Origin of the sequence: Caulobacter sp. (assembly GCF_035254145.1) — a bacterium.
Classification (GTDB): Bacteria; Pseudomonadota; Alphaproteobacteria; order Caulobacterales; family Caulobacteraceae; genus Caulobacter.
The window spans coordinates 1-23,005 of record NZ_DATFAV010000126.1; the positions used below are offsets into that span (position 1 = coordinate 1).

At 69.1% G+C, this 23,005-nt stretch carries 24 protein-coding genes; 14 read left to right on the top strand and 10 right to left on the bottom strand.

Annotated features, from left to right (window positions below):
- The first annotated feature begins 46 nt into the window (after nucleotides 1–46).
- The 4 genes from VJ655_RS07290 to VJ655_RS07305 all read left to right on the top strand — a co-directional run bounded on the left by VJ655_RS07290 (nucleotide 47) and on the right by VJ655_RS07305 (nucleotide 3,628).
- Nucleotides 47–1,294, top strand: a complete 1,248-nt coding sequence (locus tag VJ655_RS07290) for an aspartate kinase (protein ID WP_324110402.1) — start codon at nucleotides 47–49, stop codon at nucleotides 1,292–1,294.
- An 81-nt stretch (nucleotides 1,295–1,375) separates the two neighbouring features.
- Nucleotides 1,376–1,840 (top strand): hypothetical protein, encoded by a 465-nt coding sequence (locus tag VJ655_RS07295; protein WP_324110403.1) that lies wholly within the window; start codon nucleotides 1,376–1,378, stop codon nucleotides 1,838–1,840.
- Nucleotides 1,841–1,858: 18 nt separating this feature from the next.
- Complete coding sequence (locus tag VJ655_RS07300) at nucleotides 1,859–2,602, top strand: AraC family transcriptional regulator (RefSeq protein ID WP_324110404.1); 744 nt, start codon at nucleotides 1,859–1,861, stop codon at nucleotides 2,600–2,602.
- Nucleotides 2,603–2,674: 72 nt separating this feature from the next.
- Nucleotides 2,675–3,628 carry a DMT family transporter gene (locus VJ655_RS07305; protein ID WP_324110405.1) on the top strand — a complete coding sequence of 318 codons (954 nt, stop codon included), beginning with the start codon at nucleotides 2,675–2,677 and terminating at the stop codon, nucleotides 3,626–3,628.
- On the opposite strand, the gene VJ655_RS07310 is transcribed toward VJ655_RS07305, so the two are convergent.
- Entirely contained in the window at nucleotides 3,625–4,050 is a 426-nt protein-coding gene (locus VJ655_RS07310; protein ID WP_324110406.1) for a hypothetical protein, read from the bottom strand. The two genes, VJ655_RS07305 and VJ655_RS07310, sit on opposite strands and share 4 nt — an antisense overlap.
- Before the next feature lie 283 nt (nucleotides 4,051–4,333).
- Between VJ655_RS07310 and VJ655_RS07315 the strand changes: the two genes are divergently transcribed.
- The 5 genes from VJ655_RS07315 to VJ655_RS07335 all read left to right on the top strand — a co-directional run bounded on the left by VJ655_RS07315 (nucleotide 4,334) and on the right by VJ655_RS07335 (nucleotide 10,336).
- Nucleotides 4,334–4,726 carry a glycine zipper 2TM domain-containing protein gene (locus tag VJ655_RS07315; RefSeq protein ID WP_324110407.1) on the top strand — a complete coding sequence of 131 codons (393 nt, stop codon included), beginning with the start codon at nucleotides 4,334–4,336 and terminating at the stop codon, nucleotides 4,724–4,726.
- 233 nt (nucleotides 4,727–4,959) lie between these two features.
- Nucleotides 4,960–7,224, top strand: coding sequence for a phosphoenolpyruvate--protein phosphotransferase (gene ptsP, locus VJ655_RS07320; RefSeq protein ID WP_324110408.1), 2,265 nt, complete (start codon nucleotides 4,960–4,962; stop codon nucleotides 7,222–7,224).
- A 183-nt stretch (nucleotides 7,225–7,407) separates the two neighbouring features.
- On the top strand, nucleotides 7,408–8,469 hold the full coding sequence (locus tag VJ655_RS07325; protein ID WP_414646959.1) for a helix-turn-helix domain-containing protein: 1,062 nt from the start codon (nucleotides 7,408–7,410) through the stop codon (nucleotides 8,467–8,469).
- A gap of 181 nt (nucleotides 8,470–8,650) precedes the next feature.
- Nucleotides 8,651–9,790, top strand: a complete 1,140-nt coding sequence (gene ispG / locus VJ655_RS07330; RefSeq protein ID WP_324110410.1) for a flavodoxin-dependent (E)-4-hydroxy-3-methylbut-2-enyl-diphosphate synthase — start codon at nucleotides 8,651–8,653, stop codon at nucleotides 9,788–9,790.
- Nucleotides 9,791–9,817: 27 nt separating this feature from the next.
- Nucleotides 9,818–10,336 (top strand): glycine cleavage system protein R, encoded by a 519-nt coding sequence (locus tag VJ655_RS07335; RefSeq protein ID WP_324110411.1) that lies wholly within the window; start codon nucleotides 9,818–9,820, stop codon nucleotides 10,334–10,336.
- Nucleotides 10,337–10,340: 4 nt separating this feature from the next.
- Here VJ655_RS07335 and VJ655_RS07340 read toward each other — a convergent pair whose 3' ends face one another.
- Nucleotides 10,341–11,105 carry a pseudouridine synthase gene (locus VJ655_RS07340; protein WP_324110412.1) on the bottom strand — a complete coding sequence of 255 codons (765 nt, stop codon included), beginning with the start codon at nucleotides 11,103–11,105 and terminating at the stop codon, nucleotides 10,341–10,343.
- Entirely contained in the window at nucleotides 11,105–12,175 is a 1,071-nt protein-coding gene (gene prfA / locus VJ655_RS07345; RefSeq protein ID WP_324110413.1) for a peptide chain release factor 1, read from the bottom strand. Before prfA ends, VJ655_RS07340 begins: the two co-directional genes overlap by 1 nt.
- Before the next feature lie 175 nt (nucleotides 12,176–12,350).
- Between prfA and VJ655_RS07350 the strand changes: the two genes are divergently transcribed.
- On the top strand, nucleotides 12,351–14,573 hold the full coding sequence (locus VJ655_RS07350) for a putative bifunctional diguanylate cyclase/phosphodiesterase (RefSeq protein ID WP_324110414.1): 2,223 nt from the start codon (nucleotides 12,351–12,353) through the stop codon (nucleotides 14,571–14,573).
- Nucleotides 14,574–14,580: 7 nt separating this feature from the next.
- On the opposite strand, the gene VJ655_RS07355 is transcribed toward VJ655_RS07350, so the two are convergent.
- Nucleotides 14,581–15,255, bottom strand: coding sequence for a LysE family translocator (locus VJ655_RS07355; protein ID WP_324110415.1), 675 nt, complete (start codon nucleotides 15,253–15,255; stop codon nucleotides 14,581–14,583).
- 108 nt (nucleotides 15,256–15,363) lie between these two features.
- On the opposite strand from VJ655_RS07355, the gene VJ655_RS07360 reads away from it, so the two are divergent.
- Nucleotides 15,364–16,746, top strand: coding sequence for a PLP-dependent aminotransferase family protein (locus VJ655_RS07360; RefSeq protein WP_324110416.1), 1,383 nt, complete (start codon nucleotides 15,364–15,366; stop codon nucleotides 16,744–16,746).
- 4 nt (nucleotides 16,747–16,750) lie between these two features.
- On the opposite strand, the gene VJ655_RS07365 is transcribed toward VJ655_RS07360, so the two are convergent.
- The 3 genes from VJ655_RS07365 to VJ655_RS07375 are packed head-to-tail and all read right to left on the bottom strand — an operon-like array spanning nucleotide 16,751 to nucleotide 18,690.
- On the bottom strand, nucleotides 16,751–17,521 hold the full coding sequence (locus VJ655_RS07365; RefSeq protein ID WP_324110417.1) for a hypothetical protein: 771 nt from the start codon (nucleotides 17,519–17,521) through the stop codon (nucleotides 16,751–16,753).
- A gap of 58 nt (nucleotides 17,522–17,579) precedes the next feature.
- Nucleotides 17,580–18,113, bottom strand: a complete 534-nt coding sequence (locus VJ655_RS07370; protein WP_324110418.1) for an AAA family ATPase — start codon at nucleotides 18,111–18,113, stop codon at nucleotides 17,580–17,582.
- A 49-nt stretch (nucleotides 18,114–18,162) separates the two neighbouring features.
- A complete protein-coding gene (locus VJ655_RS07375) occupies nucleotides 18,163–18,690 on the bottom strand; it encodes a GNAT family N-acetyltransferase (protein WP_324110419.1) in 528 nt (175 codons plus the stop codon).
- Between the two features lie 151 nt (nucleotides 18,691–18,841).
- Between VJ655_RS07375 and VJ655_RS07380 the strand changes: the two genes are divergently transcribed.
- Nucleotides 18,842–19,384 (top strand): class I SAM-dependent methyltransferase, encoded by a 543-nt coding sequence (locus VJ655_RS07380; RefSeq protein WP_324110420.1) that lies wholly within the window; start codon nucleotides 18,842–18,844, stop codon nucleotides 19,382–19,384.
- 9 nt (nucleotides 19,385–19,393) lie between these two features.
- Here the strand turns inward: VJ655_RS07380 and VJ655_RS07385 are convergent, their stop codons facing one another.
- Nucleotides 19,394–20,605: a YihY/virulence factor BrkB family protein gene (locus tag VJ655_RS07385; RefSeq protein WP_324110421.1), complete on the bottom strand. Its 1,212-nt coding sequence runs from the start codon at nucleotides 20,603–20,605 to the stop codon at nucleotides 19,394–19,396.
- A gap of 109 nt (nucleotides 20,606–20,714) precedes the next feature.
- Between VJ655_RS07385 and VJ655_RS07390 the strand changes: the two genes are divergently transcribed.
- Nucleotides 20,715–21,476, top strand: a complete 762-nt coding sequence (locus VJ655_RS07390; RefSeq protein ID WP_324110450.1) for an MOSC domain-containing protein — start codon at nucleotides 20,715–20,717, stop codon at nucleotides 21,474–21,476.
- Here the strand turns inward: VJ655_RS07390 and VJ655_RS07395 are convergent, their stop codons facing one another.
- Together VJ655_RS07395 and VJ655_RS07400 are read right to left on the bottom strand one after the other, a co-directional pair.
- Nucleotides 21,477–21,767, bottom strand: coding sequence for a type II toxin-antitoxin system RelE/ParE family toxin (locus tag VJ655_RS07395; RefSeq protein WP_324110422.1), 291 nt, complete (start codon nucleotides 21,765–21,767; stop codon nucleotides 21,477–21,479).
- Nucleotides 21,764–22,030, bottom strand: a complete 267-nt coding sequence (locus tag VJ655_RS07400) for a type II toxin-antitoxin system ParD family antitoxin (RefSeq protein WP_324110423.1) — start codon at nucleotides 22,028–22,030, stop codon at nucleotides 21,764–21,766. The genes VJ655_RS07395 and VJ655_RS07400 overlap by 4 nt, the downstream gene beginning before the upstream one ends.
- A gap of 72 nt (nucleotides 22,031–22,102) precedes the next feature.
- Between VJ655_RS07400 and prmC the strand changes: the two genes are divergently transcribed.
- Complete coding sequence (prmC, locus tag VJ655_RS07405) at nucleotides 22,103–22,975, top strand: peptide chain release factor N(5)-glutamine methyltransferase (RefSeq protein WP_324110424.1); 873 nt, start codon at nucleotides 22,103–22,105, stop codon at nucleotides 22,973–22,975.
- The last annotated feature ends 30 nt before the right edge of the window (nucleotides 22,976–23,005 follow it).

A 23,005-nucleotide genomic window follows, 5' to 3' on the forward strand; every position in this document is an offset into this window, starting at 1 on the left:
GGCCGCGCGGGCGCAAGAAATAACCAAGTGTCGAGGTACCAAGGACGTGTCACGTCTGGTGATGAAGTTCGGCGGCACGTCGGTGGCCGACCTGGAGCGCATCCGCCGTGTGGCGCGCCTGGTCGCCGCCGAGGTCGCGACCGGCAAGCATGTGGCGGTGGTCGTGTCGGCCATGTCGGGCAAGACCAACGAGCTGGTCGCCTGGACCGACGGCGCCGGCCGCGCCGCGCAAGGTCTTCCGGAGTCTGACGACGAGTACGACACCGTCGTCGCCTCGGGCGAGCAGGTCACGGCCGGCCTGCTGGCCATGACCCTGCGCAACATGGGCCACAAGGCCCGCTCGTTCCTGGGCTGGCAGGTGCCGATCATCACCGACGAGGCTCACGGCCGCGCGCGGATCGAGGAGATCCCGCCGGAGAACCTCGAGGAATGCTTCGCCAACGGCGAGATCGCCGTGATCGCCGGCTTCCAGGGCGTGACCCCCAAGCAGCGGATCACCACCCTGGGTCGGGGCGGCTCGGACACCTCTGCCGTGGCCATCGCCGCGGCGGTCAAGGGCGCTTGCGATATCTATACCGACGTGGACGGGGTCTACACGACCGATCCGCGCATCGAGAGCAAAGCCAGGCGCCTGGCCAAGATCTCCTACGAGGAAATGCTCGAAATGGCCTCGCTGGGGGCCAAGGTTCTGCAGACCCGCTCGGTCGAGATGGCCATGGCCCATCGCGTCCCGGTGCGGGTGCTGTCCAGTTTCGTCGAACCGGGTGAAGCCCCGGGCCAAGGTACGATCGTCTGCGACGAGGAAGAAATCATGGAAAAGCGCATCGTCTCGGGCGTCGCCTACAGCCGCGACGAAGCCAAGATCACTCTCTTGGGCCTGCCTGACCATCCGGGCGTGTCCTCGCAGATCTTCGGGCGCCTGGCTGACGCCAACGTCAATGTCGACATGATCGTCCAGTCGCGCGCCCGCAGCGCCGCCACGGCGAACATGGAATTCACGGTCGGCAAGCGTGACGCCGCCCGCGCCGTCGAGATCGTCCGTACCGCCCAGAAGGAGATCGGCTTCGAGGACGTCGCGGTCGACGAGGATGTCGCCAAGGTCTCGGTGATCGGGGTGGGCATGCGCAGCCACGCGGGCGTCGCTCAGTCGATGTTCAAGGCCCTGGCCGAAAAGAACATCAACATCCAGGTCATCTCGACCTCGGAGATCAAGATCTCGGTCCTGATCGACGCGGCCTACACCGAACTGGCCGTGCGGGCGCTGCACGCGGTGTACGGGCTGGACCAGCTCTAGGGGCCTCGCCTCGCCGCAATAAACCGTCGCGTTCGGACGTTATGAGGGGCGCCAGCCCTCAAAGCCCGCTAAGAAGCTCTCATGTCCGACGTCTTCAAGTTCGACCCCGAGGCCAAGAGCGTCACCTTCCACGGCGACGCGGGCCTGGAGCTGCTCTACGACCTCCTGCTGCGCGCCAAGTTCGGCGATGGCTATGAGAAGCCGCTGCTGATCAGCCCGTGGCTGGCGGCCCTGCTGCGCCAACTGGACCAGGCCCTGCCGGACGAGGGCCAATGGTTCCCGGAAAAGCCCGGCCAGCCGATCTTCGACACCGACGACCTCCTGGCCATGGGCGACGCGGTCATCGAGGAAGGCCACACGGTCAGCTGGTGGAGCATGACCGCGCCGGAAAAGCGCGCCTATCTCCGCAACGTCGTCGCCGCTCCGCATCCGCTGACCGACCTCGAGGTCGAGTTCATCGAGAACGACATCGACGCGGCCCTGCAGCAGGCGCGAAAACTGGTCGCCGACGCCGACGCGCCCCTGGCTTTGCCGGGGCATGGCTGATTCCTCTATGGTCGCGGCATGGGCCACGACCTGACCGCCCCCGCTGAACTGTCGTTCCGCCGTTATGGCCAGGACGCGCCGCCGCACATTCACGCCTTCGACCAGATCGTGCTGCCGCGCCGGGGCGTGCTGGAGATGGAGATCGATGGTAGGGGCGGCCGGGTCGATCCGGGTCGCGCGGCGGTGGTGCCGCCTGGCGCGCGCCACGCCTTCGCCGCTTCGGGCGAGAACCTGTTCGTGGTGGCCGACATCGGCGAGGCGCTGATGAAGCCGTTCGAGGCCCTGCGCGAGCGGCCGTTCGCCCCGGTCACTGGCGCGGTGCGCGGCCTGCTGGACTATCTCGCCGGCGAGGCGCCCGGCGCAATCGAGACTGGCGTCGCCAGCCTGTGGACGCCGCTGCTGCTGCGCGGCCTTTCGGCGGCCCCGATCGCTGTCGATCCGCGTCTGGCCCGCGCCGTCGCTCTGATCGAGGACCGCTTCGACCAGCCCCTGACCGTCCGCGACCTGGCCGCCCAGGCCGGCATGAGCCAGAGCCGCTTCTTCGCGCGGTTCTCGGAGGCGTACGGGACGACCCCGCACGGCGCGCTGTCCAACGCGCGGCTGAGGGCGGCCCAGCGCCTGCTGACGGAGACCTGCCTCTCGATTGCGGAGATCGCCGTGCGCACGGGCCATGGCGACCAGAGCGGTCTGACTCGGCGAATGAAGGCGGTGGTGGGCGTGACGCCGAGGGCGTGGAGGCGGCGGCCAAAATCCTCCCCCTAGTGGGGAGGATCTTCCAAACCTCCGGGAGCTTTCGCCAAGCCGTCATCGGCGCGCGGTGATAAGCGGAAGCCCATGACCACCTCCCGCAATCTCCTTCTTGGCCTGTTGTGCGGCCTGGTCGCCGGCGCGTTCTGGGGTGGGGTGTTCCTGGCGCCCAAGCTGCTGGCCGACTTCACGCCGCTGCAGATGACCGCCGGACGCTACCTGGCCTATGGGTTGGCCTCGGCGGCGCTGCTGCTCCCGGCCTGGCGGACGGTGCTCAGGAAGATGGACGGCCGAGACTGGCGCGATCTCTTCCTGCTGAGCCTGCTGGGCAACCTGATCTACTATGTCGGCCTGTCGGTCTCGGTGCAGAGCGCGGGCGTGGCCCTGGCCTCGCTGATAATCGGCCTGCTGCCCGTCACCGTGACCCTGGTCGGATCCCATTCCAGGAACAGAGGGGCGGGGGAGGGCGTCGCGCTGCGCCATCTGGCCGCGCCGCTGGCCTTGGTGGCCGCCGGCGGGGTGTGCATCAACGTTTCGGTGTTCACCGACAGTCATGGCGTCGGGATCGGCCGCCAGGTGGTCGGCGTGCTGGGAGCGGTGCTGGCCCTGGCCATGTGGACCGCCTACGCCGTCTGGAACGCCCGCCGACTGGCGGCGACGCCGAAGTTCAACAGCCACGAATGGTCGCTGCTGACGGGGGTGGCCACCGGGCTGCTGGCGCTGGTCCTGGTGATCCCGGCCTTCGCGCTGGGCGGCAAGGTCCATGCGCCGGCCGCCTGGGGCTGGTTCTGGATGGTCAGCTTCGCGGTGGCGATCGGGGCCTCGGTGATCGGCAACGGCCTGTGGAACGCCGCCAGCCGCCTTCTGCCGCTCAGCCTGTCGGGCCAGCTGATCGTGTTCGAGACCCTGTTCGCCCTGCTATACGGCTTCCTGCACGAAGGCCGTTGGCCACGTAGCCTGGAGACGGCTGCGATCGTGCTGATGCTGGCTGGCGTGCTCTGGTCGGTGCGGCTGCACCAGCCGAAGGCGGACCTGGCCTAGATCTGGGGCGTTCGCGCAGCGATGCGTAGAAGGCGCTGGCGCAGCCACCACAGGCCGACGATCGAGAAGAACAGGAGGAGGGCCGTGCCCAGTGTCTTGCCGAGCGAGCCAGGCGCGCCGCCACGATCTGCCTCCTCCAACACCATCGCCGTCTGACCGATGCAGAACAGGAAGGCGGCGAAGAATAGAAAGGCGGTCGGGCTGTTGTTCATCGACAAGCCAAAGACGAGGGTGACGGCGTCGATGATCGGTGGGGCGGCGAAGACGTACGGGATCCAAGCCGCGCGGGGGCGCTCGGGCAAGGCGGCGACCGAGACCGTATAGACCGACCAGATCCAGCCGAGGTCCAGCGTGATCGCGACCCAATTCAGCGCCCGTGAAAGAGGCTCCAACCCTGCGATCAGACCGATGGGGCCGCTCAAGAGATTGAGTCCCAGAATAGCCAGGGTGAGCACCCATGGCGGGGCCGTCACCAAGCGTCGCGCTACAGCCAGTCCGGGCGCCAAGGGTGTCTCCCATCCAGACGTCGATGGCGCAGCTTTGAACGAGTCCGTGCGCCGCCAAAACTTTTTTCACACCTAAACCGAACCTGAACAGCGCGGTTCAAATCAGGTTCAGGCGGGCCCCCGTACAACAGTCCTCAACAGCGCCGCCCAATCCCATTCCCGAGAAGGGGGCGACGCTCTTGCGATTAGGAGCCCTGCCATGAAGACCATCGGCAAGTTCACCAAGACCGCGATCGCCGCGACCGTCGCCGGCGCGCTGATCGTCCCCGCCTCGACCGCCTTCGCCGGCGAGAAGACCGAGCGCGCCATCATCGGCGCCCTGATCGGCGGCGTGGCCGGCGCGGCCATCGGCGACGGCAAGACCGATGCGGTCGCCATCGGCGCGGTCGCCGGCGCGGCCCTGGGCGCCACCACGGCCAAGGACAAGTACGACCGTCGCTACAGCCAATCGTACCGGACCGCTCCGCGCTACGGCTACGACAACCGCTATTACAACAACGGCTACCGCGACAGCCGCTACGCCTACGACCGCTACGGCCAGCGTTACGACGGCCGCTACGACAGCCGCTACGCCTACGGCTATCGCCGCTAGGTCGCCCCGCCTTCCTCGCCGGAGCTTCTGATCCCTCCTCCGGCGAGCAAACTGCGCCGTCCCTCGCCGGGCGGCGCTTTTTCGTGCCGCCGCACCTAAACGTCGTTCCCTTGACGGCGGCGGCTATCGCGGCGGCGAAATCTGCTATAGCCCCCATCTGAGGACGGAGCGGTCCTGGCCTTCGCGTGTGCGGGCCATGCCTCTCCTCGGGTTAGGGAGCGCGCTTAAGGCTCATGGCGGCATCCGGCATCGCCGTTCGAGGACCACGAAGCCTGCTTCGGCAGATCCGCGAGGCCATGGCCGGCGGCGGACCCGCCCAGGCCAAGCTCGACATGGTGGTGCGCACCATCGCCATCTCGATGGTGGCGGAAGTCTGCTCGATCTATCTGCGTCGCGCCTCGGGGGACCTGGAGCTCTTCGCCACCGAGGGTCTGGCCCGAGAGGCCGTTCACGTCACCCGGCTGAAGCCGGGCGAAGGCCTGGTCGGCGAGACCATGCGCCTGGGCCGGCCGCTGAACCTGTCAGACGCCGCCGCCCATCCGCAGTTCTCGTACCGCCCCGAAACCGGCGAAGATCCCTACCACGCCTTCCTGGCGGTGCCGCTGCTGCGCGGCGGCCGGGCGATCGGCGTTCTGGTCGTCCAGAATCGCACGGAGCGGGTCTATGACGAGGAGGAGGTCGAGGACCTCCAGATCATCGCCATGGTGCTGGCCGAGATGGTCAGCTCCAGCGAGCTCCTGGGCGCCGACGAGCTCAAGGACGTCGAGCTGGCGCCCCACAAGCCCGAGCGGCTGAAGGGCGCGCGCTTCGCCGAGGGGCTGGCCTATGGCGTGGCCGTGCTGCACGAGCAGCCGGTCGCCCCCGAGACCCTACTTTCCGACGACGCCCTGGCGGAAGAGGCGCGGCTCTCCTACGCGATCGAGGCGCTGCAGACCCAGATCGACGAGATGCTGGAGGGCCAGCACGGCCTGGTCGGCGCCAGCTACGAGGTGCTGGAGACCTATCGCCTGTTCGCCCACGACCGGGGCTGGAACCGGGGCCTGCAGGAAGCCGTGCGCTCGGGCCTGACCGCCGAGGCCGCCGTCGAGCGCGTCCGCTCCGAGCACCGCGCGCGTCTGGGCCAGGCCCGCGACCCCTATCTGCGCGAGCGCCTGCACGACCTGGAAGACCTGAACGACCGGCTGCTGCGCCACCTGTCGGGCGATGTGCACCACGTGCGCGTCCTGCCCGACGACGCCATCCTGATCGCCCGGAACCTGGGTCCCGCCGATCTGCTGGAATACGACCGCACCAAGCTGAAGGGCATCCTGCTGGAGGAAGGCTCGGCCGCCAGCCACGCCGGCATCGTGGCCCGGGCGCTCGACATCCCGTGCGTCGGCCGCCTGGCCGGCCTGCGCGACCGGGTCAGCGAGGGCGACCCCGTGGTGGTCGACGCCGAGACCCAGGAAGCCTGGCTGCGGCCGCGTCCGGACGTGGTCAAGGCCCTGAAGGTCCGGATGGAGGTCCGCGCCCAGCGCAAGGCCGAGTTCGCCCGCCTGCGCGACACCCCGCCGATCACCAAGGATGGGGCCAAGATCACCCTTCTGATGAACGCGGGTCTCGCCGTCGATCTCGACATCCTGGCCGAGACGGGGGCCGAGGGCATCGGCCTGTTCCGCACCGAGTTCCAGTTCATGGTCGCCGAGGAGCTGCCGCGCCTCGAGGCCCAGACGGCGCTCTACGAGAAGGTGCTGGAAGCCGCCAACGGCATGCCGGTGACCTTCCGCACGCTGGATCTCGGCGGCGACAAGCTGCTGCCGTACATGGAGTTGGAGCGCGAGGACAATCCGGCGCTCGGCTGGCGCGCCGTGCGCATGGGCCTGGACCGTCCGGCCCTGCTGCGGATGCAGATCCGCGCCCTGATCAAGGCGGCCGCCGGCCGGCCGCTGCGGGTGATGTTCCCGCTGGTGGCCAATGTCGACGAGTTTCGCGCCGCCCGCTCGTTCGTCGACCAGGAAGTGGCGTGGGCCCAGCGTCGCGGCCGGCCCGCGCCGGCCCGCCTGGACGTCGGGGCCATGATCGAGGCCCCTTCGCTGCTGTGGCATTTGGACGCGCTGCTGCCGATGACCGACTTCGTTTCGGTCGGCACCAACGACCTGATGCAGTACCTTTTCGCCGCCGACCGGGGCAATCCGAAGGTGTCGGACCGCTATGATCCGCTGTCTCCGGCGGCCTTGCGGGCGCTGAAGACCATCCAGCAGGCGTGCGCCGACACGGGCACGCCGGTGTCGGTCTGCGGCGAGATGGCGGGGCGGCCGTTGGAGGCCTTCGCCTTGGTGGCCTTGGGTTTTGACGGTCTTTCGATGCCGCCGGCCGGCATCGGTCCCGTCAAGCAGATGGTGCTTTCGCTCGATCGCGAGGCCGCCCGCCGCAATGTCGAGGCGCTGCTGAAGGGCTCGGGCGGATCGCTGCGCGGCGAGATCGAAACCTTGGCGCGAAAGCTCTACGTGGCTGTGTGAACGCCGTTATCCGGTTAGCCAAGCGCCACTGGTAAGTACATTGAATCCGGATACTTAGTTTGCTACCCACAAACACTCGTTAAGAATTTCGTGCATTATGGAGTCGGGGAAGCTCGCGGGCTTCGCCAGCGTTCTGCACCAGGCGAGTCGAGTTTAAGCGAGTTCGGGGGCGTGTAGTCAGTCATGGCGCGAGATATGGCCAACGTGGGGCGTTTGCATCTCGTCGCCGACGTCGACACGGACGACGCCTCGTTCGCCGTCGTTCAACCGCCGCCGGAAGAGGCCGCCGACATCGGCGCGGCGCTTAAGGCCGCGCGCGAGGCGCGGAACCTCAGCCTTCAGGACGTCGCCGAAGCCACTCGCATCCGCCAGAGCTATGTCGAGGCGCTCGAGGCGATGCGCCTGGAAGACCTGCCCTCGCGCCCGTTCACGATCGGCTATGTCCGCGCCTATGCCGGCGTGCTGGGCTTGGACGCCGAGGCCGCCGTTGCCCGCTTCAAGACCGACGCGCCCGATGACGGCGGCGAGCTGCGCGCCCCGGTCGGCGTGCGCCGCGAGCGCGACCCGCGCCTGGCCCTGATCTTCGCCGGCGGCCTGCTGGTCGTTGGCGCCATCCTGCTGTGGAATGTCGCCCAGCGCGCGATCGCCAAGGACCAGCCGCCGGCCCAGATCGCCCCGCAGGCGGCCTCGACCCAGGTCCAGGCCCACGCCAACAACAGCGCCGTGGCGCTGGGCGCGCCGCTGCCGGCGCCGGTCGAGTCGACCACCCCCGAACCCTACAAGACCCCCGGCCTGGACGACGCCGCCGCCAATGGCGGCTCGGTCGACGCGGCCAAGGCGGCCGCCAAGGCGCGGGCCGAGGCCGAGGCCAAGTCGGGTCTCGTCGATCCAGCCCAGAAGGTCCAGGTCGGCGCGCCGTTCAAGCCCAAGGGCGCGGTGCTGGGCGTGGCGCCGGGCGAAGGCTCCGGCGTTGTTCTGCAGACCCGCAAGGCCGCCACCCTGGTGGTGCGCGGCGGCGACGGCCAGGTCTATTTCGCCCGCGCCCTGGCGGCCGGCGAGGCCTATCGCGCCCCCCGCACCCCGGGCCTGATCGCCGACGTCTCCGACCCGGCCGTGTTCGACGTCTATGTCGGCGGCGCCCTGGTCAGCCATCTGCCCGCCAACCAGACCGCGCTTTCCAAGCTGATCCCGCCGCCGAAGGTCGCGCCGCCCGTGACGCAAGCGGCGCCGGCGACGCCTCAATAAATCCCTTCTCCCCTTGTGGGAGAAGGTGGCCGCGAAGCGGACGGATGAGGGGTTGAACACCCTATCCGACAGGTTCGCGCGCCCCCTCATCCGTCGCCCGGCGGCGACACCTTCTCCCGCAAGGGGAGAAGGGGGCGTTCAAGCCCTTCTATCCGCCCTCGACAGGCTCTAAATTACCCCCATGTCCGCTGACCACACGTCCGTCCGTCCCTGGCGCCAGATCACGCGTCGCCCGTCGCGCAAGATCCGCGTCGGCTCCGTCGAGGTGGGCGGCGACGCGCCGATCTCGGTGCAGTCGATGACCAACACCCTGACTAGCGACGCCAAGGCGACGCTGGAACAGATCCGCCAGCTGGAAGAGGCCGGCGCCGACATCGTCCGTGTCAGCTGTCCGGACGTCGAGAGCACGGCGGCGTTCAGGACCATCGCCCGCGAGGCCAAGGTCCCGCTCGTGGCCGACATCCACTTCCACTACAAACGCGGCATCGAGGCCGCACAGGCGGGCGCGGCCTGTCTGCGGATCAATCCGGGCAACATCGGTTCGCCCGACCGCGTCCGTGACGTGATCCAGGCCGCCCGCGACCACGGCTGCTCGATGCGCATCGGCGTCAACGCCGGCTCGCTCGAGCGCGAGCTCCTGGAAAAGTACGGCGAGCCGTGCCCCGAGGCGATGGTCGAGAGCGCCCTGAACCACGCCCGCATCCTGCAGGACCACGACTTCCACGAGTTCAAGATCTCGGTGAAGGCGTCGGACCCGTTCATGACCGTGGCCGCCTATTACCAGCTGGCGGAAGTCATCGACTGCCCGCTGCACCTGGGCGTCACCGAGGCTGGCGCGACGCGCACCGGCACGGTGAAGTCCTCGATCGGCATCGGCTCGATGCTGTGGGCCGGCATCGGCGACACTATCCGTGTCTCGCTCGCCGCCGATCCCGTCGAGGAGATCAAGGTCGGCTTCGATATCCTCAAGTCGCTGGGCCTGCGCCACCGGGGCGTCAACATCATCGCCTGCCCGTCGTGCGCGCGTCAGGGCTTCAACGTCATCAAGACGGTCGAGGCCCTGGAAGAGCGGCTGGCCCACATCGCCACGCCGATGTCGCTGTCGATCATCGGCTGCGTGGTCAACGGGCCGGGCGAGGCGCTGATGACCGACATCGGCTTCACGGGCGGCGGGGCCGGGGCGGGCATGGTCTACATGGCCGGCAAGCCGGACCACAAGCAGTCCAACGACGGCATGATCGACCACATCGTCGAGCTGGTCGAGAAGAAGGCCGCCGAGATCCAGGCGGCCAAGGCGGCCGGCGCCCTGGCGGCGGAGTAGGGGCCTTCGCGCCTCGGGAGAGCCCTGATGACCACCCTGATCCTCAGCGTCGTCGGCAGCGACCGGCCGGGCCTGACCCAGGCGCTCGCCAGCGCCGTGCTGTCGGCCGGCGGCAACTGGCTGGAGAGCCATCTCAGCCAGCTGGGCGGGCTCTATGTCGGCTCGGTTCTGGTCGCGCTGGACGACGACAAGGTCGAGGCCTTGCGCGCCGCGGTCGCGGCCGTCGACGCCCAGGGGCTGGAAGTGCGGATCGCGCCGACGGTCGAGGTCGCCGGCGCGGCGGGCGAGGTCCTGCAGCTGGGCGTCGTCGGCCAGGACCGCCCCGGCATCGTCCACCAGGTGACCGGCGTGCTGAGCGGCCTGGGCGCCAATATCGAGGCCTTCGCCTCGCGCCTCAGCATAGAGCCCCACCAGGGCGCGCCGCTGTTCCACCTGGACGCCCGCCTGCGCCTGCCGCCCGGCCTGACCGCCGCCGCCGTCCAGGACGCCCTGGAAGCCATCTCCGGCGAGATCATGGTCGACATCGCCCTGACCCCCGCGGGGTAGGGCTCTAGCCCGCGATCAGCGCCGCGCGCTCTTCGGGTGTCAGGGGGCGCCAGCGGCCCTCGGGCATCTCGCCCAAGGTCAGCGGGCCGATGCGGACGCGGAACAGGTCGACGACCTTCAGCTCGACCAGCTCGCACATCCGGCGGATCTGGCGGTTGCGGCCCTCGCGCAGGACGATGCGCAGGCGTTGGTCGGAGATCACCTCCACCTCGGCCGGGCGCAGCTCGCGGCCGTCCAGCTCCAGGCCGAAGCGTAGGAGCTCCAGTTTTTGCTCGGTCAGGTCGCCCATCACCGCGACCCGGTATTCCTTTTCCAGGTCCGACTGCGGACCGATCACGGCCTTGGCCACCACGCCGTCCTGGGACAGCAGCAAGAGGCCGCGCGAGTCCTTGTCCAGCCGGCCGATCGGCGGCAGCAGGTCGCCCGACTGCGGGATCGGCGCGGGCACGCCGCCCCAGATGTTCTGGCGGGTCAGAAGGCGCGCGGCCGGGATCTGGCCGGGATCGGGCTGGGCCGAGACCACCCCGACCGGCTTGTGGATCATGTAGGTGACGGCCGCGTCCAGCTTAGCCGTGGCGCGGTCGGCCAGGACCAGGGTCTGGCCCGGCTGGATCTTGCGGCCGACATCCTCGACCACCTCGCCGTCGATCGACACCAGGCCGTCGGAGATCAGCTGCTCGGCCTCCCGGCGCGAGCAGACGCCGCTCTGGGCCAGCCACTTGTTGACCCGCTGGGGCTCGGCCTCGTCGTAGGTGCGGGTCCAGGACATCAGCCGAAGCTTTCCTCGAGGCTGGCCAGGCGTTCGGCCTGGTCCTCGGCGATCAGCGGATTGATCACGTCGTCCAGGGCGTCGCCTTCCATGATCCGCGACAGGTTGTAGAGGGTCAGGTTGATGCGGTGGTCGGTCACCCGGCCCTGCGGGAAGTTGTAGGTGCGGATGCGCTCGGAGCGATCGCCGCTGCCGACCTGGCTCTTGCGGGCCTCGGAGCGGGCGCTGTCCAGGGCCTCGCGCTGCATGTCGTAGAGGCGCGCCTTCAGGTTCTTCATGGCCCTGGCGCGGTTCTGGTGCTGCGACTTTTCCGAGGAGGTCACCACCACGCCGGTGGGCAAGTGGGTGATGCGCACGGCCGAGTCGGTCTTGTTGACGTGTTGTCCTCCGGCCCCGGAGGACCGGTAAGTGTCGATCCGCAGGTCGCTTTCCTTGATGTCGATCTCGACATCCTCGGCCTCGGGCAGCACCGCGACGGTGGCGGCCGAGGTGTGGATGCGGCCCTGCGCCTCGGTGGCCGGCACGCGCTGCACCCGGTGGACGCCGCTTTCGAACTTCAGCCGGCCGAACACGCCCTCGCCGGTGATCGAGGCGACGATTTCCTTGTAGCCGCCCATTTCGCCTTCCGAGATGCTGTCGATCTCAACCTTCCAGCCGTGCAGCTGGGCGTAGCGCTGGTACATGCGGAAGAGGTCGCCGGCGAACAGGGCCGCCTCGTCGCCGCCGGTGCCGGCCCGCACTTCCAGGATGGCCGAGGCGTTCTCGTCCTTGTCCTTGGGGGCCAGCATCAGGGCCAGATCGCGCTCGAGGACGGGCAGCTTCTCGTCCAGCTCGGCCATCTCGTCGCGGACCATGTCGGCCATCTCGGGATCGGCGGCCATGGCGTCCAACTCGGCGCGTTCCGCCGACAACTTGGCCAGGCGCTCGACCGCCTCGGCCACCGGCTTCAACTCGGCGTGCTCCTTGGACAGCTTGACGATCTCGGTCCCGTCGGTGGCCGCGCCCATGCGCGCCTCCACCTCGCGGAAACGATCGAGAACCTGGTCGAGGCGGGCCTGGGGAAGTCGCAAGGGAGTTTCGCGTGGTTCTGCAAGGGACGGGTCGGTCTCTCTAGAGCCTTTCGGGCCCAAAGTGAACGCTTGGGGAGCGACGTTTGGCCGCGTCCCGGCGGCGGTGATCCTTAGCCCCAGCTTAGCCATTCTCCGCGAACGGTGATCTCGCAACCGACGAAGGAGATCCCGCGCGATGACGCGGCTGCAAAAGAAGCTGTCCGCCCCCCTGGCGTTGATCGCCATCGGCATGGTGGTGCTGCTTCTGTCGGTGATGGTGGTGCTGGCGGGGCAGATCGACCGTGAGGCCCAGCGCCACGACCGCGTCCTGGTCGCGCGCGGCGTCGCGGCCAAGGTCCACGAGGTCCAGAGCGGCCTGGTTCCGGAGGTTCTCTGGGACGAGGCGGTGCGTCGCCTCGACAATCGCTACGACGACGCCTGGGCGCGCCGGAACATCGGGGCCTATCTGATCGAGCAGTCCGGCTTCGACCAGGTCTTCGTGCTGGACGGCGAAGATCGGGTGCGGCTGGCCCAGGAGGGGCACCAGAACCTGGCGCCCGAGGAGGCCGCGCGGCGCGCCCGGGTCCTGGCGCCGCTGACGGCCAGGCTGCGCGCGCTCGAACGCGCCTCGCCGTCCGCCAAGGGACCCTCGGACCATGGCGGAGTGGTTTCGGATCCGGTGCAGGTCAGCGCCGCGGCCCAACTGGGAGACGGCGTCTATCTCGTCACCGCCAGCCTGGTGCGGCCCGACTTCGGCCTCGCGGTGATCCGACACGCGCGGGCGCCGGCGGTGGTCACCGCCCTGAAGCTGGACGGGCCGGTCCTGAACGCGTTCGGCGAACGCTTCCTGCTGGCGGGCCTGCACCTGCACCACGCGGACGCCACGGCCCAGCCCGGCGACGCTCACCTGGCGCTGCGTGACGCGGCCGGGCGCATCGTCGCCACCCTCGACTGGATCCCGCCGCATCCGGGTCAGCGGCTGCTGCGCAAGACCATCGGCCCGGTGATGATCGTGGTCTGCGCCCTGGCCCTGGCCACGGTGGTGCTGGCCCGGCGCGGACGGCTGGTCGCCGAGGGGCTGATCACCAGCGAGGCGCGAGCCAAGCATCTGGCCCTGCATGACGGCCTGACGGGCCTGCCCAACCGCCTGCTGTTCGAGGAGCGCCTGCGTCAGGCCATCGACGGCCTGGACCGTCAGCGCCGCGCCATGGCGGTGCTGGCGATCGACCTCGACCGCTTCAAGGCGGTCAACGACACCTACGGTCACGCGGCCGGGGACGAGCTGATCCGCAAGGTGGGCCAGCGCCTGGCCGCCGTCTGCCGGGGCGGCGAGACGGTGGCCCGCCTGGGCGGCGACGAGTTCGGCGTGGTGGCTGGCGACCTCGACGCCCACGGCGCGGCGGTGCTGGCCGAGCGTCTGATCAAGGCGCTGTGCGGCCCGATGGAGCTGTCCTGCGGCGTTCTCTTCGTCAGCGGTTCGGTGGGCGTGGCGCTGGTCGAGCCCGCGGAGGCCTTCATCGGCGCGGCGGAGGCGGCCCGGCGAGCGGACGTTGCCCTCTATCGCGCCAAGGATCAGGGGCGAGGGCGCTACAGCTTCTTCGAACCGGAGATGGACGCCGCCCTGAAGACTCGCCGGGCCCTGGAAGAGGACCTGCGCGCGGCGCTTCGAAACGGCGAGGTGCGCCTGGAATACCAGCCGCAGGTGGACGCCGCCGACCGCGTCGTCGGGGTCGAGGCCCTGGCCCGCTGGAAGCACCCGACGCGGGGTGAGATCCCGCCGGACGCCTTCATTCCCATGGCCGAGGATTGTGGCCTGAGCCAGGAAATGGGCCACTACGTCGTGCGCCGGGCCTTCGAGGACAGCCTGCGCTGGCGCGGCCTGCGCGTGGGGATCAACGTCTCGGCACAGCAGATCCGGCGCGCCGGCTTTGTCGACGAGGTCGCGGTCCTGCTGGAGCAGACCGGCGTCAATCCCCGTCAGCTGGAGCTGGAGATCACCGAGGGCGCCCTGCTGGGCAGCGACGAGGCCACCCGCGACACCGTCGAGCGTCTGCGCCACATGGGCTTTTCCCTGGTGCTGGACGATTTCGGCGTCGGCTGCTCCAGCCTGGCCTATCTGCGGCGCTATCCGATCGATCGCATCAAGATCGACCGCAGCTTCGTCGCGCCGCTGGGCCTGGACGACGACGCCGAGGCGGTGGTCGGGGCGATCATCCGCCTGGCCAAGGCCCTGGGCCTGGCGGTCATGGCCAAGGGCGTGGAGACGGCGGCGCAGCGCGAGATCCTGCGGGCCATCGGCTGCGCCCACGTCCAGGGCTATCTGTTCAGCGCCCCGGTTCCCGCCGAAGCGATCGACGCCCTGGTCGCCCAGGGCGGCCGCCTGCGCCTGACGGCCGCGCCGGAGCCGGACGCGGCCTAGAAGCGCGTCAGCCTCGCCAGGGCGTCACGACGATCGCCGGGGCGTCGACGGCCAGCGCGCGGGCGGTCAGGGGCGGGGCCTTTCCGTGCTCGATCATCATCGGATAGAGCGAGATGACCAGCAGTACGGCCATGACGACATTGAACGTCCGCAGCACGGCCGGACGGTCCAGGAACGGCCGCATGCCTTGGCCAAAGCCCGCCCAGGCGGCGTTGCACGGGGCGCCGACCACGGTGAAGATCGCCGCCAGCAGCGGTATGACCGTCCAGGCGCCGCCCTCCGGGGCGTAGGTGGTGACCGCGCCGAGCGCCATGGCCCAGGCTTTGGGATTGACCCACTGGAAGGCGACCGCCTGGAAGAAGGTCATCGGCTTGGCGCCGACCCGGCCGTCGCTGACCTTGGTGGCGGTCCCGATCTTCCAGGCCAGCCACAGCATGTAGGCCGCCCCGGCCCAACGCAGGATCTCGTGGAGCACGGGGAAAGCCTTGAACACGCCGCCCAGCCCCAGGCCCATGCACAGCACCATGAATCCCATGCCGCAGCTGACGCCCGCCATGTGCAGCACCGTGCGGCGGAAGCCGAAGTTCGCGCCCGAGGCCAGCAGCATCATGTTGTTCGGCCCCGGCGTGCCGGCGGTCGCGAAGCAGAACAGGACATAGGCGAGCAGCAGTTCGGAGGTCATCACGGCTCCTTTGTCTCGATTGGCGAGCGTGGAATGTCACTGTGATGATTTCCATTGTATCGAGAGTCAAATTGCATATTGTCATGATGACAATATAGGAGACATTCGGTGGCCCCGGCCTGGACCCCACGCATTCCCGACGGCGAGGCGCCGCTTTACGAGCGGCTGGTGGCGGCCCTGCGCGCCGACATCGGCTCGGGCGCCCTGGCGGCGGGATCGCGCCTGCCGCCGCAGCGGGACCTGGCCTATCGGCTGGGCGTGGGCCTGGGCACGGTCACCCGCGCCTATGTCGAGGCCGAGAAAGCAGGCCTGGTCAGCGCCCATGTCGGCCGTGGAAGCTTCGTCAACGCGCCAGCCTCGCACCGGCCGCCGATCCACGACGGCCCCATCAACCTGGCCCAGAACATCGCCCTGTCGTCGCCCGCCGGAGTGCGGATCGCCGAGGCGCTGGCGCGGGTGCGCCGACGGGCCGATCTGCTTGAGCATCTGGCCTACGCCCCGCCGATGGGGCACGAGGCCCAGCGGCGCGCGGGCGCGGCGTGGCTGGCGCGCACCAGCAGCTACGAGACCGTCGACTGGCGGCGGCTGATCTGCTGCGGCGGCGCCTTGCAGGGATTGTCGCTGGCCCTGGGCGCGCTGCTGCGTCCGGGCGAGACCGTGCTGACCGAGGCCCTGGCCTATCATGGGCTGAAGGCCCTGGTGGAGCACCGGGGCTGGCGCCTGCGGGGTCTTTCGATGGACGCCGAGGGCCTGCGCCCCGACGCTCTGGAAGAGGCTGTCCTGGCGACGGGCGCGCGAGTCCTGGCCGTGTTGCCGACCCTGCAGAACCCGACCGGCCGGATCATGAGCCGCTCGCGTCGCGACGCCATCGTCGCCATCGCCCGCAAGCACGATCTGACCCTGGTCGAGGACGACATCTACGGCGCCTACGCCGAGGACGCCCCGCCGCCGTTCGCCATGCTGGCGCCCGAGCGGACCTATCACGTCTCGGGGGTCTCCAAGACCTTGGCGCCGGGCCTGCGCGCAGGCTTCGTGGTCGCGCCCTCGGACGAGCGGTTCGAACGCCTGCTCGACGCCGTCCGCGCGACGGTCTACGCGCCGCCGGCCTTCGGCGGGCTGATCGCCACCCAGTGGATCGAGGACGGCGTCGCCGACATGATCCTGGCCGAGGTTCGCGTCGAGGCCGCCGAGCGCCTGGCCATGGCCCGCGCGCTGCTGGGCGCGGCGATCGAGGCCCCGCGCTCGGAGATGGCCCCGCACGTCTGGCTGCCCATGAGCGAACTGGAGGCCGAACGCCTGGCTGGACGCGCCCTGCGCGGCGGGGCCGAGGTCACCGCGCCGTCCGCGCCCGTGGTCGAGGCTGGCCACGAGAGCGGCGTGCGCGTCTGCCTGGGCGCGGTGCCCGACCGCGAGACCTTGCGGCGCGGCCTGGAGATCGTCGCCGGTGCGCTTTCCAGCGAGGTCGGCGAGCGCTCGCGCGCGGTGATCTAGGCGGTCACCACAGCAGGGTTTTCACCCAAACCGAGCCGTCCGGCGCGGGCGAGACGACCTTCAGGACCACCTGGCTGTCCTTGGCCAGCCAGAAGCGGGCCGGCGGCCATTCGGGGTGGTTATAGTCGGTGGTCACCACCCAGCAGTCGACCTTGCCGCCCGCCGAGCTGGTCAGGGTCTCCGCCCCCGTCACCTTGAAGACATAGGGCGCCGGCGCGCCGCCGCCGGGGTGATGGAAGACGATCCGCGCCTCGTAGCCCGCCGCCAGCGGCAGGGTCTGCAGGAACTCGGTGTCGGTCTCGAAATTGAAGGCTGGTTCGGGCGTGGCGACGTCGTAGGCGGCCTGAGCGTTGCCGGGCAGATCCTTCAGCCCGACGATCCGGTCGGGTTTGAACTCGAAGCCTTCCACCTTGGTCTGGCCGTCCTTGCCGGTGGTGCGGCGCTCGTGGGTGAACGGACGGAAGGTCCTCAGCTCGAACCAGCTGTCCAGCGTCTTGACGGTCCCCGGCGTCGCGCCGTCCCAGTGCTGGACGATATGCAGGCGTCTGACGCCGGCCTTGTCGGGTTCGATGCGGATCTCGCGGGTCCAGACGTCCATCGGGGTGAGGGTGTCGCCGACCTGACGGTAGCGCAGGTAGCGGTTGACGACCGGCTTGATCTTGTCGAACCGGGCCAGCGGCTGGCCCACCGGAATGGGCGTCGGCGCGGCCCAGGCCGGCGTGGAGGCCAGGAGAGCGAGCGAGAGCGCAGCGCCGGCGCGGAACTTGAGCGACATGGAGAACCCCTGATCGGAAAGCGCGGGCATGTGACCGCGCCTCGGGGCGGGGAGCTACTTAAGCTTCGGTAATGCGGGCCAACGCCGCCGCCGCGCGCCTGTCGGGCTTGTCTGGAACGATCGCGATCAGGTCGTAGCCCAGCTCGGCGTAGGCGGCCTCGTGCACTTCCTCGAAGCGAAGGGCGTCTTCAAGGCTGATCCGTCGCGCTGCGGTGGGCGTCACGAAGCCCAGGCTCCGGATGAGGAACACCCGCCGCTGGTAGATGCCTTCGGTCTTGATCCGATCGAGGTCGGCTCGCAGTTTCACCGACACCGGATGACCCAAGAAGCGCGCCAGCGACAGCGCACAGATCGGCGAGCGATCGAAGAAAATGGGGTCGCCGACAGCGCGCGCTTCGCGGCGCCCCTGGAGAGCGATGATAGCGTCGATGAAGCCGGGATCGGTCCAGGGCTCGGCCACGCCCTCGGCTTGTGAGAGGGCGATCACGTCCGTCGCGGCCTCTTCGACCACGGCGTAGCCGGCGCGTTCGAGGGCGCGCAGCAGCACGGTTTTCCCAGCGCCCGGGGCGCCGGTCAGGATGTAGCGTCGCATGTATGGGGGGGCCTCGCCAAAAGCGGCGTGTCCTTGGACGATAGCGCCCCTACAGCGCCTTTTCCAGCACCACGAATTCCAGGTCGTCGCGTTGCGGCGCGCCGAAGCGTTCGTCGCCGTAGGGGAAGGGCTGGGTCTCGCCGGTCAGGCGGTAGCCGCGGCGTTCGTACCAGGCGATCAGGGTGTCGCGGACGGAGATGACGGTCATCTTCATGCGCTGGCCGCCGCGCGCCTTGGCATAGGCTTCGCAGGTCTCGAGCATGGCCCGGCCCAGGCCGCCGTCCTGGCGCAGGGGCGAGACGGTGACCATGCCGACGTACCAGGCTTGGTCGTCGGTGGGCTCGACCCAGGCGCAGGCGTAGGGCTTTTCCCAATCCTCGTCGCGGAAGGTCAGGATGGTGGAGCCGGGCTTGGCCGAAAGGTCGGCGCGCAAGGACGCCTCGTCGGTGCGCTGACCGCCCAGCAGATAGCTCTCGCTAGTCCAGCCCTTGGCCGCCAGTTCGCCGCGATAGGCCGAGTTCACCAGGGCGGCGATGTCGGCCAGTTCATGGTCCTTGTAGAGCGTGAGCAGCGGCATGGGCGGTTCCGTGGGAGCAGGGCGGGGACCCTAGAGCGAGAGCCCGGATACGAAAAGGGGGCGGCCCCTCCGTTCAAATCGCCGAGCGGGCGTTTGTCGAATCGCTTAGCGTGAGTTGGACCTCGCCTTCGAGGTCGACGAGGGATGGGGCATGCCGGAACTTCTGATCGGTTGCGGCAACAGCCGCGACAAGCGGGTTGGCGACGCGTCCAATCCGGGGTGGAAGGATCTCACCACGCTGGACATCGATCCGCACTCCGGGGCCGACGTCATCCACGACCTCAATAACCTTCCCTATCCGTTCGCCGACGACCATTTCGACGAGATCCACGCCTATGAGGTGCTGGAGCACACCGGCCAGCAGGGCGACTGGCGGTTCTTCCTGGCGCAGTTCAGCGAGTTCTGGCGCATCCTCAAGCCCGGCGGCCTGCTGTGCGCCACCTGTCCGTCGGTGACCTCGCGATGGGCGTGGGGCGATCCGGGCCACACGCGGGTGATCCAGCCCGAGACCTTGGTCTTCCTGCAACAGCCCAGGTACGAACAGGTGGGCCGAACCGCGATGACCGACTATCGCGCGTTCTACCAGGCCGACTACGACCTGGCCTTCAGCGAGGACAACGGCGAGGGCTTCAAGTTCGCCCTGCGCGCCATCAAGCCCTCGCGGATCCAGGCCAAGGCCGCGCCCGGCGCCTGACGCGGGCCTCTAACGGCCCCGCACCTTCTTCCAGGCCCCGCCGGCCATGCGCTTCACGCCGCCCGCCTCGCGCTTGATCATCTCCCAGGGGTGGAAGGCCAGCCCGACCGTGTCGGCCATGGCCGCGCCGCGCTCGCCCATCGGGCGTTCGGGGCCGGTGGTGGAGTCGACGGCGGTCTGGTGCTCGATCTCGGCGTTCAGCTCGGCCCCGACCAGTATGGCCATGATCGAGAACCACACCCAGACCATGAAGGCGATGATCGCGCCCAGCGGGCCATAGGTGGCGTCGTAGTGGGCGATGCGGTTGACGTAGATCGAAAATCCCAGCGAACCGATCAGCCATCCGGCCGAGGCGGCGGCGGCTCCGATCCACACCCAGGGCCAGCGCGGCTGGGCCCGGCTGGGCGCGAAGCGATAGAGGACGGCGAAGGCGACGGCCGTCATGGCCATCACGATCAGCCAGCGGATCGGGGCGATGATCGCGTCCAGCGCCGACAGCCGCGCGGCCTTGAGCAGGATCGGCGTGACGATCAGCACGCCCGAGGCCGCCGCCGCATAGGCCAGGGCGCAGACGGTGAAGGCGTAGCTGAGCAGGGTGCGCGGCACCAGATGGCGCTTTTCCTCCTCGTCATAGGCGATGTTCAGTCCGTCGAAGAGGGCGCGCATGCTGGCGTTGGCGCTCCAGATCGACAGCAGGAGGGAGAAGCCGAACGCCACGCCCAGCTTGGCCTCGCCCTGGCTGGCCAGCCGCAGCATCTGCTCGCCCACGATCTTGACGACGGAGGGCGGGAAGACGCCGGCCATGTCGCGCAGCTGCTGCTCGACCGTGCGCACGTCGGCGAACAGGCCATACAGCGAGACGAAGGCCCCGATCGCCGGGATCAGGGCCAGCAGGGTGTAGAAGGTCACGCCCCCGGCCACGGCGGGCAGGCGGTCGACGCTGATCTCGCGCCAGGTGCGCCAGAGGATGTCGCGCCAGCCCAGCAGGGGGATGTGTCCGGGGCGTCGGGCGGCGCGTCCGCGGCGCGGCTCGGCCTGGTCGAACTCCGCCGGCGGCATGGCGCGGTCTTCCGACAGGCCGGGCGGGTCGGCCAGCGGCGTCTCGCGCGACTTGCGAGGCAGCACGAACGGCGCGGCGGCCAGCAGCACGATCCACGGCGCCAGATGGTACGGGCGCGACTTCAGCCAGGACAGGATCGAACGCGGCGAAGCGTCGGCCATGAAACGCCCTCCGAAGCGCGTTGAGCAAGAACCCCTACGGCCCCGCTGTGTTCCCCGCCCGGCGAGGCAAGCCTTGCCATGGGCTGAGTCGAGCCTGATCCTGCCGATCATGAACGCCCGCATCGCCGCGATCTACCGTCACCCCGTCAAGGGGTTCACGCCCGAGCGACTGAACGCCGCCACGCTGGAGGCGGGCGCCTGCTTTCCCTGCGACCGGCTCTATGCGGTGGAGGACGGTCCCAGCGGCTTCGATCCCGCCGCGCCGGACCACGTCTCGAAGATGAAGTTCACGGTGCTGGCCAAGATCCCGGCCGTGGCCAGGGCCCGCACCGCCTATGACGAGGACAGCGGCCTGTTCGCGGCCAAGGCGGAGGGGCGACCCGACTTCGCCGGCGATCTGCGCGCGCCGACCGGCCGCGCGGCGTTCGAGGCCTGGCTGGCGGCGCTGCTGGGAGACGAGGCGCGGGGGCCGCTGAAGGTGATCGAGGGGCCGGGCGCCCACCGCTTCATGGACAGCAGGTCCGGCTACGTCTCGATCGTGAATCTCGCCAGCGTCCGCGACCTGTCCGAGAAGGTCGGGCGCGACCTTGATCCGCTGCGCTTCCGCGCCAATCTCTATGTCGAGGGCTGGCCGGCCTGGGTCGAGAACGACTGGACGGGCCGGACGCTGAGCCTGGGCGGCGCGACCGCCGAGGTCCTGAAGCCCATCGTCCGATGCGCCGCGACCCACGTCGATCCGGAGACCGGCGAGCGCGATGTCGACCTGGTGAAGGCGCTGTTCGACCACTACGGCCACATGTTCTGCGGGATCTATTTGAACGTGACGGGTGGTGGCGTGGTGGCCGAGGGGCATTTGGTGGCTGGGGCCTGATCAACCCAGGTGAGACTTAGCGTCCATGCTCTGGTGCAATACGCGAACGATCTCGACGCCTCTTTCAGCACGGTAGAAAATGACATGCGACTGGACGGCGCGTCGACGATATCCCTTGCGGAGGGCATCATCCCGCCCGCCTGCGTGCGGGTTATTAGCGACCGTCTCGATGGTGGTTTGAATGCTGCGTAGATAGGCTTCCGCGCGGCGCTCGCCCCACTGATCGCGAGAATAGTTCCAGATCTCAATGAGATCCAACCGAGCGAGAACCGAAAGGCGGTAAGATTTCATTCTTCGTGGAAGCCATGCGTATTGGACTCCCTCCGCCTTTCCTCGATAAAGGCGTCGAAGTCGAAATCCTCGATGAAACCGCTCTTCTCACCTTCGATTAAGGCCGCCCTTAAGACCGCCAGCTTGGCTTCGTGACTTTCGAGCAGGCGCAGGCCTGCCCGCACGACCTCGCTCGCCGACCCGTACCGCCCACCGGCGATCTGCGTATCGATGAAGGTCTGAAAGTGATCGCCGAGGGTGACAGACGTGTTTTTGCTAGCCATGGCCCAAAGGTACCAAAAACTGGTACCGCATTCAATCTCGCCTCCCGGCCGCCAAACCGCTAAACCCCGCCCATGACCACCCTGACCCTCGTTAAAGCCTGGACCACCGCCAAGGAGCGCCTGAAGGACGCTGGCGTCGATCAACCCGCCATCGACGCGCGCCTGATGCTGGAGGTGGCCGCCAACGTCACCCGCACCGAAATCGTCACCGATCCCTATCGCGAACTGTCGGCCGAGCAGCAGGCCATGCTCGAGGAGTTCCTGGTCCGCCGCGCCCGGCGCGAGCCGGTCAGCCACATCATCGGCCGCAAGGGGTTCTGGAAGATCCTGCTGCGGGTGAACAAGGACGTCCTGACCCCGCGGCCCGAGACCGAGGTCATCGTCGACGAGGTTCTGAAGGCCTTCCCGGAGGCCATGCCGTTCTCGATGCTGGACCTGGGCGTCGGCTCGGGCACGATCCTGCTGGCGGTGCTGGCCGAGCGGCCGGCGGCCAGGGGGCTGGGCGTGGACGCTTCCAACGAGGCCCTGGCCGTGGCCCGCGACAACGCCGCCAATCTGGACCTCAACACCCGCGCCGCCCTGATGCATGGCGACTGGACGGCCGGTCTCTCCGACGGGTCGTTCGATCTGGTGGTCTCCAATCCGCCCTACATCCCGACCGCGGTGATCGAGACGCTGGAGCCGGAGGTCCGCGACCACGAACCACGCCTGGCCCTGGACGGCGGCCCTGACGGTCTGGACGTCTATCGCCTGCTGGCGCCGGAGATCCTGCGGGTGCTGAAGCCGGGCGGGATGTTCGCCGTCGAGATCGGCTATGACCAGTCCAAGGCCGTCGAGGCGCTGTTCCGCGCCGCTGGCGCGCGCGAGGTCAAGACGATCAAGGATCTGTCGACGCACGACCGCGTTGTCACGGGGGTGAAAAATCCCTTGGAAACCGGGACGTGAACCGTTAGACGAGTCATGTCTCCTTCCAGA